The organism is Kluyvera sichuanensis (assembly GCF_014218705.1).
Classification (GTDB): Bacteria; Pseudomonadota; Gammaproteobacteria; order Enterobacterales; family Enterobacteriaceae; genus Kluyvera; species Kluyvera sichuanensis.
On sequence record NZ_JABBJF010000001.1, the window covers coordinates 227756 to 240295 of the forward strand.

At 57.8% G+C, this 12540-nt stretch carries 13 protein-coding genes and 3 tRNA genes; 7 read left to right on the forward strand and 9 right to left on the reverse strand.

From position 1 onward, the window contains the following. Positions 1–20: 20 nt before the first annotated feature. The 4 genes from hflK to HII27_RS01105 all read left to right on the forward strand — a co-directional run bounded on the left by hflK (position 21) and on the right by HII27_RS01105 (position 5030). Complete coding sequence (gene hflK, locus HII27_RS01090; protein ID WP_185666129.1) at positions 21–1061, forward strand: protease modulator HflK; 1041 nt, start codon at positions 21–23, stop codon at positions 1059–1061. Further along, positions 1058–2059, forward strand: a complete 1002-nt coding sequence (gene hflC / locus HII27_RS01095; protein WP_185666130.1) for a protease modulator HflC — start codon at positions 1058–1060, stop codon at positions 2057–2059. Before hflK ends, hflC begins: the two co-directional genes overlap by 4 nt. 116 nt (positions 2060–2175) lie before the next feature. Further along, positions 2176–3126, forward strand: a complete 951-nt coding sequence (locus tag HII27_RS01100; RefSeq protein WP_317983830.1) for an SPFH domain-containing protein — start codon at positions 2176–2178, stop codon at positions 3124–3126. Then, entirely contained in the window at positions 3123–5030 is a 1908-nt protein-coding gene (locus HII27_RS01105; protein WP_185666131.1) for a heavy metal translocating P-type ATPase, read from the forward strand. The genes HII27_RS01100 and HII27_RS01105 overlap by 4 nt, the downstream gene beginning before the upstream one ends. 41 nt (positions 5031–5071) lie before the next feature. Here HII27_RS01105 and HII27_RS01110 read toward each other — a convergent pair whose 3' ends face one another. The 5 genes from HII27_RS01110 to HII27_RS01130 form a co-directional block, all read right to left on the reverse strand. Further along, a complete protein-coding gene (locus HII27_RS01110; RefSeq protein ID WP_185666132.1) occupies positions 5072–5749 on the reverse strand; it encodes an anti-sigma factor in 678 nt (225 codons plus the stop codon). After that, positions 5746–6294 (reverse strand): RNA polymerase sigma factor, encoded by a 549-nt coding sequence (locus tag HII27_RS01115; RefSeq protein ID WP_185666133.1) that lies wholly within the window; start codon positions 6292–6294, stop codon positions 5746–5748. Before HII27_RS01115 ends, HII27_RS01110 begins: the two co-directional genes overlap by 4 nt. Positions 6295–6353: 59 nt before the next feature. Then, positions 6354–6914: a fasciclin domain-containing protein gene (locus tag HII27_RS01120; RefSeq protein WP_185666134.1), complete on the reverse strand. Its 561-nt coding sequence runs from the start codon at positions 6912–6914 to the stop codon at positions 6354–6356. Between the two features lie 93 nt (positions 6915–7007). Continuing rightward, the gene (locus HII27_RS01125; RefSeq protein WP_185666135.1) at positions 7008–7526 is read right to left on the reverse strand and encodes a phosphoribosyltransferase; all 519 of its coding nucleotides are present in this window, start codon (positions 7524–7526) and stop codon (positions 7008–7010) included. 87 nt (positions 7527–7613) lie between these two features. After that, a complete protein-coding gene (locus HII27_RS01130; RefSeq protein ID WP_185666136.1) occupies positions 7614–8027 on the reverse strand; it encodes a hypothetical protein in 414 nt (137 codons plus the stop codon). A gap of 74 nt (positions 8028–8101) precedes the next feature. Here HII27_RS01130 and HII27_RS01135 point away from each other — a divergent pair, with 74 nt between their 5' ends. Then, positions 8102–8899 carry a DeoR/GlpR family DNA-binding transcription regulator gene (locus tag HII27_RS01135; protein ID WP_317983828.1) on the forward strand — a complete coding sequence of 266 codons (798 nt, stop codon included), beginning with the start codon at positions 8102–8104 and terminating at the stop codon, positions 8897–8899. Positions 8900–9020: 121 nt separating this feature from the next. Here HII27_RS01135 and HII27_RS01140 read toward each other — a convergent pair. The 3 genes from HII27_RS01140 to HII27_RS01150 form a co-directional block, all read right to left on the reverse strand. After that, a tRNA-Val gene (locus tag HII27_RS01140) sits at positions 9021–9097 on the reverse strand. Between the two features lie 4 nt (positions 9098–9101). Further along, positions 9102–9178, reverse strand: a tRNA-Val gene (locus HII27_RS01145). A gap of 5 nt (positions 9179–9183) precedes the next feature. Further along, positions 9184–9260: transfer RNA gene (locus HII27_RS01150), tRNA-Val, on the reverse strand. Positions 9261–9528: 268 nt separating this feature from the next. Between HII27_RS01150 and zinT the strand changes: the two genes are divergently transcribed. Beyond that, positions 9529–10176 (forward strand): metal-binding protein ZinT, encoded by a 648-nt coding sequence (gene zinT, locus HII27_RS01155; protein WP_185666137.1) that lies wholly within the window; start codon positions 9529–9531, stop codon positions 10174–10176. A 59-nt stretch (positions 10177–10235) separates the two neighbouring features. Here zinT and mdtK read toward each other — a convergent pair whose 3' ends face one another. Continuing rightward, on the reverse strand, positions 10236–11609 hold the full coding sequence (gene mdtK, locus HII27_RS01160; RefSeq protein ID WP_185666138.1) for an MdtK family multidrug efflux MATE transporter: 1374 nt from the start codon (positions 11607–11609) through the stop codon (positions 10236–10238). A 251-nt stretch (positions 11610–11860) separates the two neighbouring features. On the opposite strand from mdtK, the gene HII27_RS01165 reads away from it, so the two are divergent. Beyond that, on the forward strand, positions 11861–12499 hold the full coding sequence (locus HII27_RS01165) for a riboflavin synthase subunit alpha (protein WP_185666139.1): 639 nt from the start codon (positions 11861–11863) through the stop codon (positions 12497–12499). Positions 12500–12540: the final 41 nt, after the last annotated feature.

The following is a 12540-nucleotide window of genomic DNA, read 5'->3' on the forward strand; positions in this document are numbered from 1 at the left end:
AGGTTCAGGCATTTCGTCTGATGGGCAAAACCATCGTCCCGGTGGTTTGTGGGCTGGCGGTGCTTGGCTGGTTGCTGAGCGGATTGACGCAGGTGCCGCTGCATCAGCGGGGCATTTATGAGCGCTTTGGTCGCCCGATGGCGGTGCTCTCGCCGGGGCTGCACGCCGGTCTGCCCTGGCCGTTTGGCCGGGTTCGCGCCGTGGAGTTCGGCGCGGTGCATGAGCTGCGCCTGAGCGATGAGCCGGAGCAGAAGGCGCGTAACGACGTGCCGGACAGCGCAGAAGGCCCGGCGCCGCAGAATAGCTGGCGTTTGTGGGACAGCAGCCATCTGACCGACCAGTCGCAGGTGATTGCCAGCCAGGCCGCCGATAAGCAGAGTTTCCAGATAGTGAACATGGATATCCGCCTTATCTGGCGCGTCGGGCTGAACAATGAAGATGCCCTCAACAGCCAGTATCAGGCGGAAGATTTGCCGGTGCTGATCCGCAGTATTGCCCGTCAGGTGCTGGTGGCGCAGTTTGCCAGCAAACAGCTCGATGAACTGCTCAACGAGCAGCGCGCCAGCCTATCGACGACGCTCAATCAGCAAATCCAGCAGCGCTTAACCGCGCTGGATACCGGCGTTGAGCTGCTCTCTACCCGTATCGAAGCCATCCATCCGCCAGCCGGGGCCGCCGACGCCTATCACGGCGTGCAGGCTGCGCAAATTGCTGCCAGCGCACGGGTGGCACGCGAGCGGGGCTATGCCGCGACGGTGACCAACGGAGCGCGACAAAACGCCGAAACCCGCGAGAACGACGCGCAGGCGTTTGCGGCGGAAAATCTCTCCCGCGCCCAGGCCGCCGCGGCGCAGTTTGCCGCCGACAGCCAGGCCTGGCAGCAGGCCGGTCAGGCCTTTATTCTTGAGCGCCGTTACCACATTCTGAGCCAGACGCTGGCCCATACGCCGCTTCTCATCCTGGATAGTCATCTTCAGGGCACCAATGAACCCGTTCTGGATATGCGCCAGTATCCTGCGCTCTCCGATAGCACTGCACCACAGAAGGCCAGCAAACCATGAAGATCCATTCAATCGTTCCTCCGCAACGTACGGAAAAAGTGGGCGTGCGTCAGACCGTCTCTCCCACGCCGCTGCGTAATAAGCGGGCGCTGCGGCTCGGTATTGCGGCCTTTTTACTGACGCTGGCGGTGCTAACGGCCTGTCTGCTTAACGTCAGCGCGGGCAGCGCGACGGTGGTGACCCGTTTTGGCAACCCGGAGCGCGTGCTGCTTTCACCGGGGCTGGCGTGGCGTTTACCGGCGCCGTTTGAAACGCCAATCAACGTTGACCTGCGCGTGCGTTCTACCTCCAGCGGTTTGCAGGATGTGGGGACACGTGACGGCCTGCGGGTGCTGGTGCAGGCGTGGGTTATCTGGAAGGTGAAACCGGACGACGGCAACGTGCTGCGTTTTATCCGCGCGGTACAGAACCAGCCGGATGAAGCGGCGCGCCAGATTCGTACCTTTATCGGCTCGGCGCTGGAAACCACCACCAGTAACTATGCGCTGGCGGATATCGTCAACGTCGACAGCAGCAAGGTGAAAATCGCCCAGCTGGAGCAGGCGCTTCAGTCGCAGCTAAAAGCACAGTTGCTCAATAGCTACGGTATTGAAGTTATTCAGACCGGCATTGAACGACTGACGCTACCGGCGGTGACCCTCAATGCCACCGTTGACCGTATGCGCGCCGAGCGTGAAACCATCGCGGCGGAGCGTACGGCGGAAGGTAAACGTCTGGCGGCGGAGATTCATTCCCAGGCCGATCGTGATGGGCGCATTGTGGAGGCCGATGCTTCCGTCAAGGCGGCGACGATTGTGGCGAACGCCCAGCGCGATGCGGCAACGATTTACGGCAAAGCCTGGGCCAGCGACCCGCAGCTGTATAACTTGCTGCGCTCGCTGGATACGCTGAGCACCATCGTCAATGGTAATACCCGTATGGTGCTGCGCACCGATGCAGAGCCGTTCCGGGCGCTGGTGCAGGGGCCGGATGATCTCAAAGAGACGGCGAAACCATGATGCGTGATGCGCAGATATCCACGCCGTGGGGGCAGTCGTACCGCCTGGCCTTTTTTGCGCTCTACGCGGCGGCGATTATCGCCGCCTGAGCGTGGCTGTTTTCCAGCATCTACCAGATAGCCCCGGACAGCCGGGCGGTGGTCTACCGCTTCGGTAAACCGGTGCGAGTGGAAGGTGCAGGGCTGCTGTTTGCCTGGCCGTACCCGATTGAACGGGTTGAGCGGGTGCCGGGCTCGGAGCGCATTCTTGAACGCGACGTTAGGGCGTTGCAGCGGGAGCAGCAGCTAAGCCAGATTAACAGCTGGGACCGCGATAACGACGCCGGCGCTGGTGCGGGATACTTGCTGACCGGCGATGCGGGCGTGGTGCAGCTTAACGTGCGGGTGTTCTGGCGGGTCGACGACCCGGTGCAGTTTGCGCTGCAGCGCACGCATATTGAACCCTTGATTGACCGTCTGGCAGAACGCGCGGCGGCGGTGGTGTGCGTGGGCCGCGATCTGGACTCGATTCTGGTGACCCGCCCTGAAACGCTGCAAAACGACAGTCGTGCGGCGCAGCAGCGTATTCAGCTGCGCAGTGATTTTAAGCAGGCGATGGCGCAAAGCCTGACGCGGTTGGCCGCCGGAGGCAACGATCCGGGCATTCGTATTGAGCGTGTGGATATCACCTCTTCATTGCCGGAGAACGCCGTGGCGGCGTTTAACGCCGTGCTGGCTGCCGGACAGCAAGCGGAGCAAGCGGTGGCCAGCGCCCGCACGGCGGCGGCGCTGCGTACCCAACAGGCGCAGCAGCAGGCCGACCGCACGCTGGGCCAGGCGCAGGCACGTGGCCAGGAAATTGTGGCGCAGGCCAACGTGGACACCCGCACCATTGTCCAGCTGGCTCAGGCACGTCATGACGGCACCGATGGCGGGCTGCTCCAGCGCGTCTGGCGTGACAAAGTGGCTCATATTCTGGCGCAGGCGGGGCAGGTGATTACCGTCGCACCGGGTGACGACAGCCGTCTTATCCTGCAAGGCTTGCCGTCGCAGCCGGCTGCGCCAACCAATAGCGAGACAAAACCATGAGCCATCAGTGTAGCCACGGCCATATTCACTTTAGCGGCAATCTACAAACGCCCGCCGAACAGCGGCGTATGCAGCGCCAGTTGACGCTAACCATGGTTACCATCGGCCTGCTGTTGCTGAGCCTGCTCTGGCGGGGCATCGCCCCGGATCAGCCCGGCATTAGCGATATTCTTGCGGGTGTCGCCTGGTTGCTGGTGGCGGTACCGGTATTTCGCGCCGCGTGGCACAGCCTGCTGCACCCGGACCTGCACGGCGTGACCGACCTGCTGGTGGTGCTGGCCATGCTCGGTGCCTGGGCGCTGGGGGATTTAATGACCGCCGCGCTGCTGCCGGTGATCATGATTTTTGGCCATATCCTCGAAGAGCGTAGCGTGATGGGGACCCGTCAGGCGATCGCCGGGCTGAGCAAGCTGACGCTCAGCCAGGCACGACGCGTGCGCGCCAACGGTGAACTGGAGTCCGTTGACAGCCAGCATCTGCAAGCCGGAGATATGGTCGAGGTGCGGCCGGGCGACCGGGTTCCCGCCGATGGGCGAATTCTTTCCGGCCAGGCCAGTCTTGATGTGGCGCACATTACCGGTGAGTCTGTACCGGTTGAAGCGACAACTGGCATGAACGTTTTTGCGGGTAGCATCAACCTGAACGGCCTGCTGCGCGTTGAAGTCAGTCATACCGGCGACCAGTCGACGCTTGGCAAAGTGATCGCGCTGATGAAGGATGCCGAACAGGCAAAACCGCCAATCACCCGTATGCTCGAGCGCTACGCGGGCCACTACCTTATTCTGGTGCTGCTGATTGCGGCGACCACCTGGTTTTTAACCTACAACAGCCAGGCCATGCTGGCGGTGCTGGTCGCGGCGTGTCCTTGCGCACTGGTGCTTTCGGCTCCGGCCACCGCGATGGCGGGTATTGCCGTCGCGGCGCGGCACGGCATTCTGATTCGTAATGCAGCTTTTCTTGAGGAACTGGCGGATGTCGATGCGCTGATCGTCGATAAAACCGGAACGTTGACCCAGGGGCGTTTGAGCTTTGTGGAAGCTGTGTTAGCGACGGATCTCCCACGTGAACGAGTACTTGAACTGGCGGCTGCGCTGGGTGCCACCAGTAACCACCCGGTGAGCCGGGTGCTGGCGGAGACCGTGGCCGCGCCGGGTAACATCGGGTTGCGTGAGGTCGAAGAGATTCAGGGCGTCGGTATTACGGCGACCACCGATGACGGCGTTGCGCTACTCGGACGGCAGGCGCTGTTTACCCGGCATCACGTGCCGGTATCGCCATTACCTGAGCATGAAGGCCCGGTAGTCGGGTTGGCGCTCGATGGCGTTTTCCTCGGCTGGTTCCTGCTGGAAGATACTCTACGCCCGGAAGCGCCTGCGGTGATGGCTGAACTGCAATCGCTGGGCGTTAACCGTGTACAGCTGCTGACCGGCGATCGGCTGGCGGTTGCCGAGCGCGTGGCACAGCAAGCGGGCATTAATGAATTGGCCGCTGAAGCGCTACCGGCGGAAAAATTGCGTCAGGTGCAGGAGATGGTGGATGACGGCTGGCGGCCAATGGTCGTTGGCGATGGCATCAACGATGCGCTGGCATTAAAAGCGGGTGCGGTGGGCATCGCGATGGGCGGCAGCGGTGCGGATATCGCGCTGGCGTCGGCGGACGTAGTGCTGGCGGGCGGTGATTTGCGCCGCTTGCCGAGCGCTATCCGCCTGAGTCGTAAATGCCGTGCGACGCTGCAGGTCAACGTCTTTATTGGGCTAGGCTGGACAATTCTTATCGTCGCCGCGGCGGCGATGGGATTGCTGGGTTCGGCTGGTGCGCTGATTGCGGCGGTGCTGCATAATCTCAGCACGCTGCTGGTGCTGCTCAACACCGGGCGCTTGCTGCAGTTCGATGAGACCCACTAAACCGCGCGTGGCAACACCGCGTTGCCACGCGCGTTCTTGCGCTACAGCGCTCTGACGCTGCCCTGATACACCACCGGGCCGGATGGTCCAGGCAGCGGAGAGCCACCTGGCGGTTCCAGGCTGATGGCCAGTACGGTTTGATTATCCAGCGCCTCGGCGGGGAGCTTGAAGGTATTACCGTCACGCTGGGTGATAAGCCCGAGTGAGCGCGGTGGTGCGCTGCCTTTTATCATCCACAGTTGTAGCGTTTTGTCGTGCGGCAAGGTGACATCCAGCGCCGAGACCTGAAGCGTGGAAACCGATTTATCCAGCATCACCACGAACTGCCGTTCGGACTGCTTGTCGTTAAGAATAGCAATGGTCTGCAGGGCAGGCGCAGCGTCTGGTTTTATCACCTGAGTGAAGATAACAACGCCGCCCAGCGCCGCGGCAAGCGCCCAGCCTAGCCAGAACAGAGAACGGTTTCGCACCGTTGACGCGGCGTGAGTGGTCTGAGGTGGCACCAGATCGCGCGCGATGAGCTGCCAAAGCCCAGGCGAAGGCGCAACCTCGCGGCTGGTGACGTCAATAGCGCTAAACGCCTTCTGCCAGCGCGTGACTTCGGCGGCAAAATCGGCGTCTTCATCCAGACGTTTATCTAGCTGCCGTCGCTTCAGCGGGTCGATTAACCCCAGCACGTAGGTGGCGGCTGACAGTGTTTCTTTCTCTTCCGTGCTCATAGGCCAATACACTCCCTGAGGTGCGTCAACGCGCGGCGGATCCAGCTTTTCACCGTGCCTTCCGGCTGGTTCATCGACAGAGCAATCTCGGTTTGCGACAGGCCGCGATAATAGGCCAGCGCGATACTTTGGCGTTGCTCGGCGGGTAAATGGTCCATGCAGTGATGAAGCCGACGCGCCTCCTGATGCACGTCATCGCCGGGCGGTGGCGCCTGGAAGCTGTCTTCGGCCTCGCTTATCTCCTCAACCGAACAACAGCGATGTTCATGCTTGCGCAAATAATCAATCGCGCGATTCCTGGCGATATGGCAGAGCCAGATTTGCGGTTCGCTGCGCTGCTCGTCGTAATAGATGGCCGATTGCCAGATTTGAATAAAGGTATCGTGGAGGATCTCTTCGGCCCAGTCACGACGTCTGACCATGCGCAGAATGATGCCTAGCAGCTTGGGAGAGAGGAGGTGGTAGAGCTGCGCCAGGGCATCTTTATCGCCGCAGGCTATCTGGTTCATTAATCCGGCATGAATATGAGGCGCATTAGCTGTCATCGGATTCCCTTAAAGGTGCAGCCACACCAAGAGTGGCTGCACACAGTATAGGCAATGCTTTACGGCATCAGCACAGTATCGATAACGTCGATCACACCGTTACTCTGATTGACATCATAAGTGGTGATATTAGCGATATTGCCGCGCACGTCTTTAATCTGAATATTGTGCGGCCCGTTTGCCATCACCCACAACGATTCACCGTTAACGGTTTTCAGCTCAGCCTTCCCGCCGCCGGCTTTAATTTTTTTCTCCAGCGCTTTCATATCGAGCTTCCCTGAAACCACATGATAGGTGAGCACGCTGGTGAGTTTTTGTTTGTTTTCGGGTTTAAGCAGCGAGTCGACGGTACCTGCTGGCAGTTTTTCAAACGCCGTATTGGTTGGGGCAAATACGGTAAACGGCCCCGTGCCTTCCAGCGTTGGCACCAGCCCTGCGGCTTTGACTGCCGCGACCAGCGTGGTGTGATCTTTGGAGTTCACGGCATTCTGCACGATATTTTTAGAAGGGTACATGGCAGCACCGCCGACCATCACCGTGCTGTTGTCCATCATCGCTGCCTGAGCAGCACCGTTGACGATCAGGGTAGAAAAAAGCATCGTTTTAAGAAATTGTTTCATTTTCACTTCCCTCATTGGTTGTTTTAGGAAGGGTTGATGTGCCCTCATCTGTTAATACGAATGAAGAAAGGAAACGGATGCACAAAAAATGAATTATTTTATCAGCCGAGCCACATTGGGCCGATTACGGTATTTGTTTTCCCACGGCATGCCATAGCCCACCAGCAGATCGTCATTCTCCATCTCCCACGCATAGTACTGTTTTACCGGGATTTCCACGCGACCCGGCTTCACGAACAGTACCGCGACCGACACAGAGGCGGGGCGATAGTTTTCCGCCAGGTGCGCAACCAGACGTTTCATGGTGCCGCCGGATTCAATCGCGTCGTCAATCACGATGACGTGCCGGTTGGTGATATCTATATTCTGGTGATAGACGATGGTCGAGCCGTTATGGCGATCGCCCGGCGTATGGGGGCAGGAGATATAATCCATGCTGATATCAAAATCTAACTGCCGGGTCAGGTCGGCGGTGAAGAGGATCCCGCCGGGCACCACGGTAATGAACACGGCATCGCGAAAATCGCGGTTTAACTGCGCTGCTACGTTGCGAACGCCTGTCGCAATCGCTGCTTCATCAAGGATAATTTCGCCGATACGGTGATTGCTCATGTTAACTCCTGGTGTGAATCCATCACAATCGAGCATGATGGCTATGAATAAACGTCACGCTATTGCCCGGAAAATGTCGGCCGACGTTTAGCCGACGGAGATTACCGTATCTTGTAAGATCCCGGCGATGATATCGCGCGCTTCACGGGGCTCGGGAAGCTCGCGGTGTTGCCCGCTGTGGTACTGCGAAAGCCAGTAGGTCAGCATCCCAAGAACCAGACGTACGGCGCGCCCTGGCGCAGGAAAGGTCGCTGAGGCCGCGCGGGTCAGGCAGTCGGTAATGGCTGGTTGAATGGCGATTTGCTGGTCACTGGCATGCTGAATGAGCGCGGCGTACAGCGGTTTCAGACTGCCGCGACGGGATTCGGCGTAATACTTAAGGAACAGATCTTCCGCGCAAGCGACCGGCTGAGCGCTAAACCAGGCGTGGGTCCGCTGCTCAAGCTGCTGTAGATGAGCGCTCAGACCCTGAGGTAAGGTGATGCACACACGATGCTCCATGATGTCGGGAGAGTCCTGCCTGACGGCAACAGTGGGCTAACAGATAGCGCCACTATGATACATTGTGATAGATTGTGCAATATATTGATCGTTTGTGGGAGATTGCCTTGATTGATTATGATGCTTTACCCGATCAGCGACAGGCGTTTATTCACCAACTGCTGGTGAGAACCGGCCGGGTGATTGGGGCCGATGTGGCGCGACAGCTTGGGGTCTCAGAACATACGATCCGCCGTGACCTGCAGGAACTGGCGCGTCAGGGGCTGTGCAAGAAAGTCTACGGCGGTGCCGTCAGTCAGCTGATTGCCTCCAGTTCTCTCGCCTCGCGCATTGAACAAAACGTCTCTGAGAAGTCGCTGGTGGGGCGCAAATGCGCCGAGCTGCTGAAGCCAGAATCCTGCGTTTTTATTGATTCCGGCTCGACCTACCTGGCGATGGCGGCGTTTATCCCTGAGGATATGGAGCTGACGATTGTCACCAACTGCCCGCAAATTGCCGCGGCATTAGGCGCCAGAACCCACGGTGAACTGATTCTTTTGGGCGGCAAAGTGAATCCGAAAACGGGGAGCACGCTCAGCTCAGACACGGTGAATCAGGTGCGGGAGATGGTTTTTGATCAGGCGTTTGTCGGCGTCTGTGGCCTGGATCTGCAGGCGGGGTTGAGCGCGGTCTATTATGAAGATGCCTGTTTTAAGAAGCAGGTTATCGCGCAGAGCAATGAGGTGATTACCGCCGTCACAGCAGAAAAAATCGCCCAGGTAGCCCGTTATAAAGTGGTTTCCTGCGAAGAAATTGACGTGATGGTGGTGAGCCCTGATACCCCGACGGCGGATTTCGATCACGGTAATATCCGCATCGAAAGGGCGGAATAGCGTTTCTTCTGGGAGGGTGAAAACCTTCCCATTTCGCTACACGATAGGCGCGTACGGAATGACGATGGCGTGATGGTTTTTAATGAATGCTTTAGAGGGGTATTGCAGAGTTACAGCAGAATGGTGCGTCTGAATGGACTCGAACCATCGACCCCCACCATGTCAAGGTGGTGCTCTAACCAACTGAGCTACAGACGCATAATGGTGCGTTTAATTGGACTCGAACCAACGACCCCCACCATGTCAAGGTGGTGCTCTAACCAACTGAGCTATAAACGCATTAATGGTGCGTCTGAATGGACTCGAACCATCGACCCCCACCATGTCAAGGTGGTGCTCTAACCAACTGAGCTACAGACGCATTGTTGCTTGCGGCAACGGGGACGAATATTAGCGGCAGCGGCGGTCGGTGGCAAGCGGAAAATGTGTGATTTCACCCGACTGGAGAACTTTTGCCCATATTGCGCGCGTTTTAGCGCGCCTGCTGAAAATCCGTTGATCTCGCAGCATTTTATTTATCCAGCGCTCGCATGTAGGCGATGGAAAATCAGGACGGTCTGTGTGGTTGAGATATGAATTGTTATAATATAACATCTCATTTTTCTCGCATCAGTTAAGGATAAATAATCATGAAACTTCTGGGTAAAGTGACGCTGGCAGTGGGGGCGCTGGTGATGGCAGGGCAGGCATTCGCGCATGGCCATCACGATCACGGACAGCCGTTAACCGCGGTGGAGCAAAAGGCCGCCGAGGGGGTATTCAACGATAGCGACGTCAAGGATCGCGAACTGAAAGACTGGGAGGGTATGTGGGAGTCGGTGAACGCTTTGTTGCTGTCCGGTGACCTGGACCCGGTATTCCAGCAAAAAGCCGATAAAGATAAGCGCAAAACTTTCGCCCAGATTAAAGCGTATTACCGTAAAGGCTATGCCACCGATGTGAATATGATTGGCATCGAAAACGGCACGATGGAGTTCCATTCGGGCGACAAGGTGAGTTCATGCCAGTACCGCTACGCGGGACACAAAATTCTGACCTATACCTCCGGTAAGAAGGGCGTGCGTTATCTGTTTGAATGTCAGGATGCTAACAGCGCTGCGCCGAAGTTCGTCCAGTTCAGCGACCATATTATTGGCCCGCGCAAGTCCAGCCATTTCCACATTTTTATGGGGAATCAGTCTCAGGACGCGCTGTTGGCAGAAATGGATAACTGGCCGACCTATTATCCGTATCAGTTGACCAAAAAACAGGTGGTTGATGAGATGCTGCACCACTAAGTGACAAGGCCGGGCTACATTTGAGTGTAGCCCGGCCAGGCGAAGCGCCGCCGGGATGGTTAACGCGAGGCGCGCTGAAGAATCACCACATCTGGTTGGCGCTGCAGGAAACGCATTCTCAGCATCATCAGCACCGCCGCCGACGTCAGACCAATAATAAAGCCCCACCAGAAGCCCGCCGGGCCCATTCGCGGAACCACGATATCGGTCAGCGCCAGCACGTAGCCGCACGGCAGCCCCAGCACCCAGTAAGCGATAAAGGTAATAAAGAAGATCGAACGGGTATCTTTATAACCACGCAGAATACCGCTGCCGATAACCTGCACCGAGTCAGAAATCTGATACAGCGCCGCTAGTAACATCAATTGGGCGGCAAGCGTCACCACTTCTGGATTATCGTTGTACAGCAGCGCGATATGCGTACGCATCAGGGTGGTAAAAATGGCCGTACACATCGCCATGCACACGCCGACGCCGAGCCCGGTACGCGCAGAAACCTGCGCATCCGGCGTAGAACCCTGCCCAAGACGGAAGCCCACGCGGATGGTCACCGCCGCCGCCAACGACATTGGCAGTACGAACATCAGCGAGCTAAAGTTCAGCGCAATTTGGTGACCAGCAACGTCGACGATCCCCAGTGGGGAGACCAGCAGCGCTACCACGGCGAACAGCGTGACTTCAAAGAACAGCGCCAGCGCGATGGGCAATCCCAGAGAAACCAGACGTTTCAGGATGGCCGTATCCGGGCGGGAAAAACGCTCTTTATTGCGGATATCGCGCATTGAGCCCGCATGGCGGACGTAGTAGAACATGCTGAAGAACATCACCCAGTAGACCGAGGCAGTGGCAACGCCGCAGCCCACGCCGCCAAGTTCCGGCATGCCGAAGTGGCCGTAGATAAAGATATAGTTGACCGGAATGTTAACCAGCAGACCAATAAAGCCCATCACCATGCCGGGCTTGGTTTTCGCCAGCCCTTCACACTGGTTACGCGCCACCTGGAAGCACAGGTAGCCAGGGGCTCCCCATAACAGGGCGCGCAGGTAGCCGACCGCTTTATCCGCCAGCGCTGGGTCAATGTTATGCATTGAGCGGATGATATACCCCGCGTTCCACAGCACGACCATGATTAATACGGAGACAAGCCCAGCCAGCCAGAAGCCCTGACGAACCTGCTGCGCGATACGGTCTCGGCGACCAGAGCCGTTGAGCTGGGCAATCACCGGGGTGAGGGCCAGCAGTAAGCCGTGACCAAAGAGGATCGCTGGCAGCCAGATAGAGGTACCGATGGCGACGGCGGCCATGTCGGTGGCGCTGTAGCCGCCCGCCATAACCGTATCGACAAAGCCCATCGAGGTTTGAGCAACCTGCGCGAGGATAACCGGGATAGCCAGCGCTAATAACTGCCGCGCTTCACTAAAGTACTTCTGCACGTGAACACCTGTATTGTTGTTATTTATTCTCGCCGTACGCCGGGTACGGGAGACAGAAAAGCCGCCTTAACCGGCAGCAAGAAGAATAAATAGAGGATTTGCTCCATTATTGTAGCGAGGATTTGCTTTTAATCTAGTCAAAAAATAGGTGGAGCGCCGGGGAAGGTAGCAACCTGTTTTCTCAACTGCTATTGTGCGTAGCAGACGAATCGGTAGACGTACCGTAATGATTATCAACAGGAGTTAACTGCATGTTCACTGGTATTGTGCAGGGCACGGCAAAAATCGTGTCCATTGATGAGAAACCGAACTTCCGTACCCACGTTGTGGCGCTGCCGGAACACATGCTGGCTGGCCTTGAGACGGGCGCATCGGTTGCACACAACGGCTGCTGCTTAACGGTCACGGAAATTAACGGCGACCAGATCAGTTTCGACCTGATGAAAGAGACCCTGCGTATTACCAATCTGGGCGATGTGAAAGAGGGCGACCTGGTCAACGTTGAGCGTGCGGCGAAGTTCAGCGATGAGATTGGCGGTCATTTAATGTCGGGTCATATTATGACCACGGCGGAAGTGTCTAAAATCCTGACCTCCGAAAACAATAAGCAGATCTGGTTTAAAATCCAGGACCCGACGCTGATGAAGTATGTCCTGTATAAGGGTTTCATCGGTATCGACGGTATCAGCCTGACGGTCGGTGAAGTGACGGCCACGCGTTTCTGCGTCCACCTGATCCCGGAAACGCTGGAGCGCACCACGCTGGGTAAAAAACGCCTGGGCGACCGCGTGAACATCGAAATCGACCCGCAAACGCAGGCGGTAGTGGATACCGTTGAGCGCGTGATGGCGGCAAAAGAAGCGGCAGCGCAGCAGGCTGCGGCGGAATAATCCAAAAATCTGCCCGGCGCAGTTCGCGCCGGGCGTTTTCA

What these genes read in the sequence shown, in the direction of transcription:
- hflK (WP_185666129.1), top strand. Translation starts at nt 21, where the DNA reads ATGGGCAAAACCATCGTCCCGGTGGTTTGTGGGCTGGCGGTGCTTGGC.
- hflC (WP_185666130.1), top strand. Translation starts at nt 1,058, where the DNA reads ATGAAGATCCATTCAATCGTTCCTCCGCAACGTACGGAAAAAGTGGGC.
- HII27_RS01105 (WP_185666131.1), top strand. Translation starts at nt 3,123, where the DNA reads ATGAGCCATCAGTGTAGCCACGGCCATATTCACTTTAGCGGCAATCTA.
- HII27_RS01110 (WP_185666132.1), bottom strand. Translation starts at nt 5,749, where the DNA reads ATGAGCACGGAAGAGAAAGAAACACTGTCAGCCGCCACCTACGTGCTG.
- HII27_RS01115 (WP_185666133.1), bottom strand. Translation starts at nt 6,294, where the DNA reads ATGACAGCTAATGCGCCTCATATTCATGCCGGATTAATGAACCAGATA.
- HII27_RS01120 (WP_185666134.1), bottom strand. Translation starts at nt 6,914, where the DNA reads ATGAAACAATTTCTTAAAACGATGCTTTTTTCTACCCTGATCGTCAAC.
- HII27_RS01125 (WP_185666135.1), bottom strand. Translation starts at nt 7,526, where the DNA reads ATGAGCAATCACCGTATCGGCGAAATTATCCTTGATGAAGCAGCGATT.
- HII27_RS01130 (WP_185666136.1), bottom strand. Translation starts at nt 8,027, where the DNA reads ATGGAGCATCGTGTGTGCATCACCTTACCTCAGGGTCTGAGCGCTCAT.
- zinT (WP_185666137.1), top strand. Translation starts at nt 9,529, where the DNA reads ATGAAACTTCTGGGTAAAGTGACGCTGGCAGTGGGGGCGCTGGTGATG.
- HII27_RS01165 (WP_185666139.1), top strand. Translation starts at nt 11,861, where the DNA reads ATGTTCACTGGTATTGTGCAGGGCACGGCAAAAATCGTGTCCATTGAT.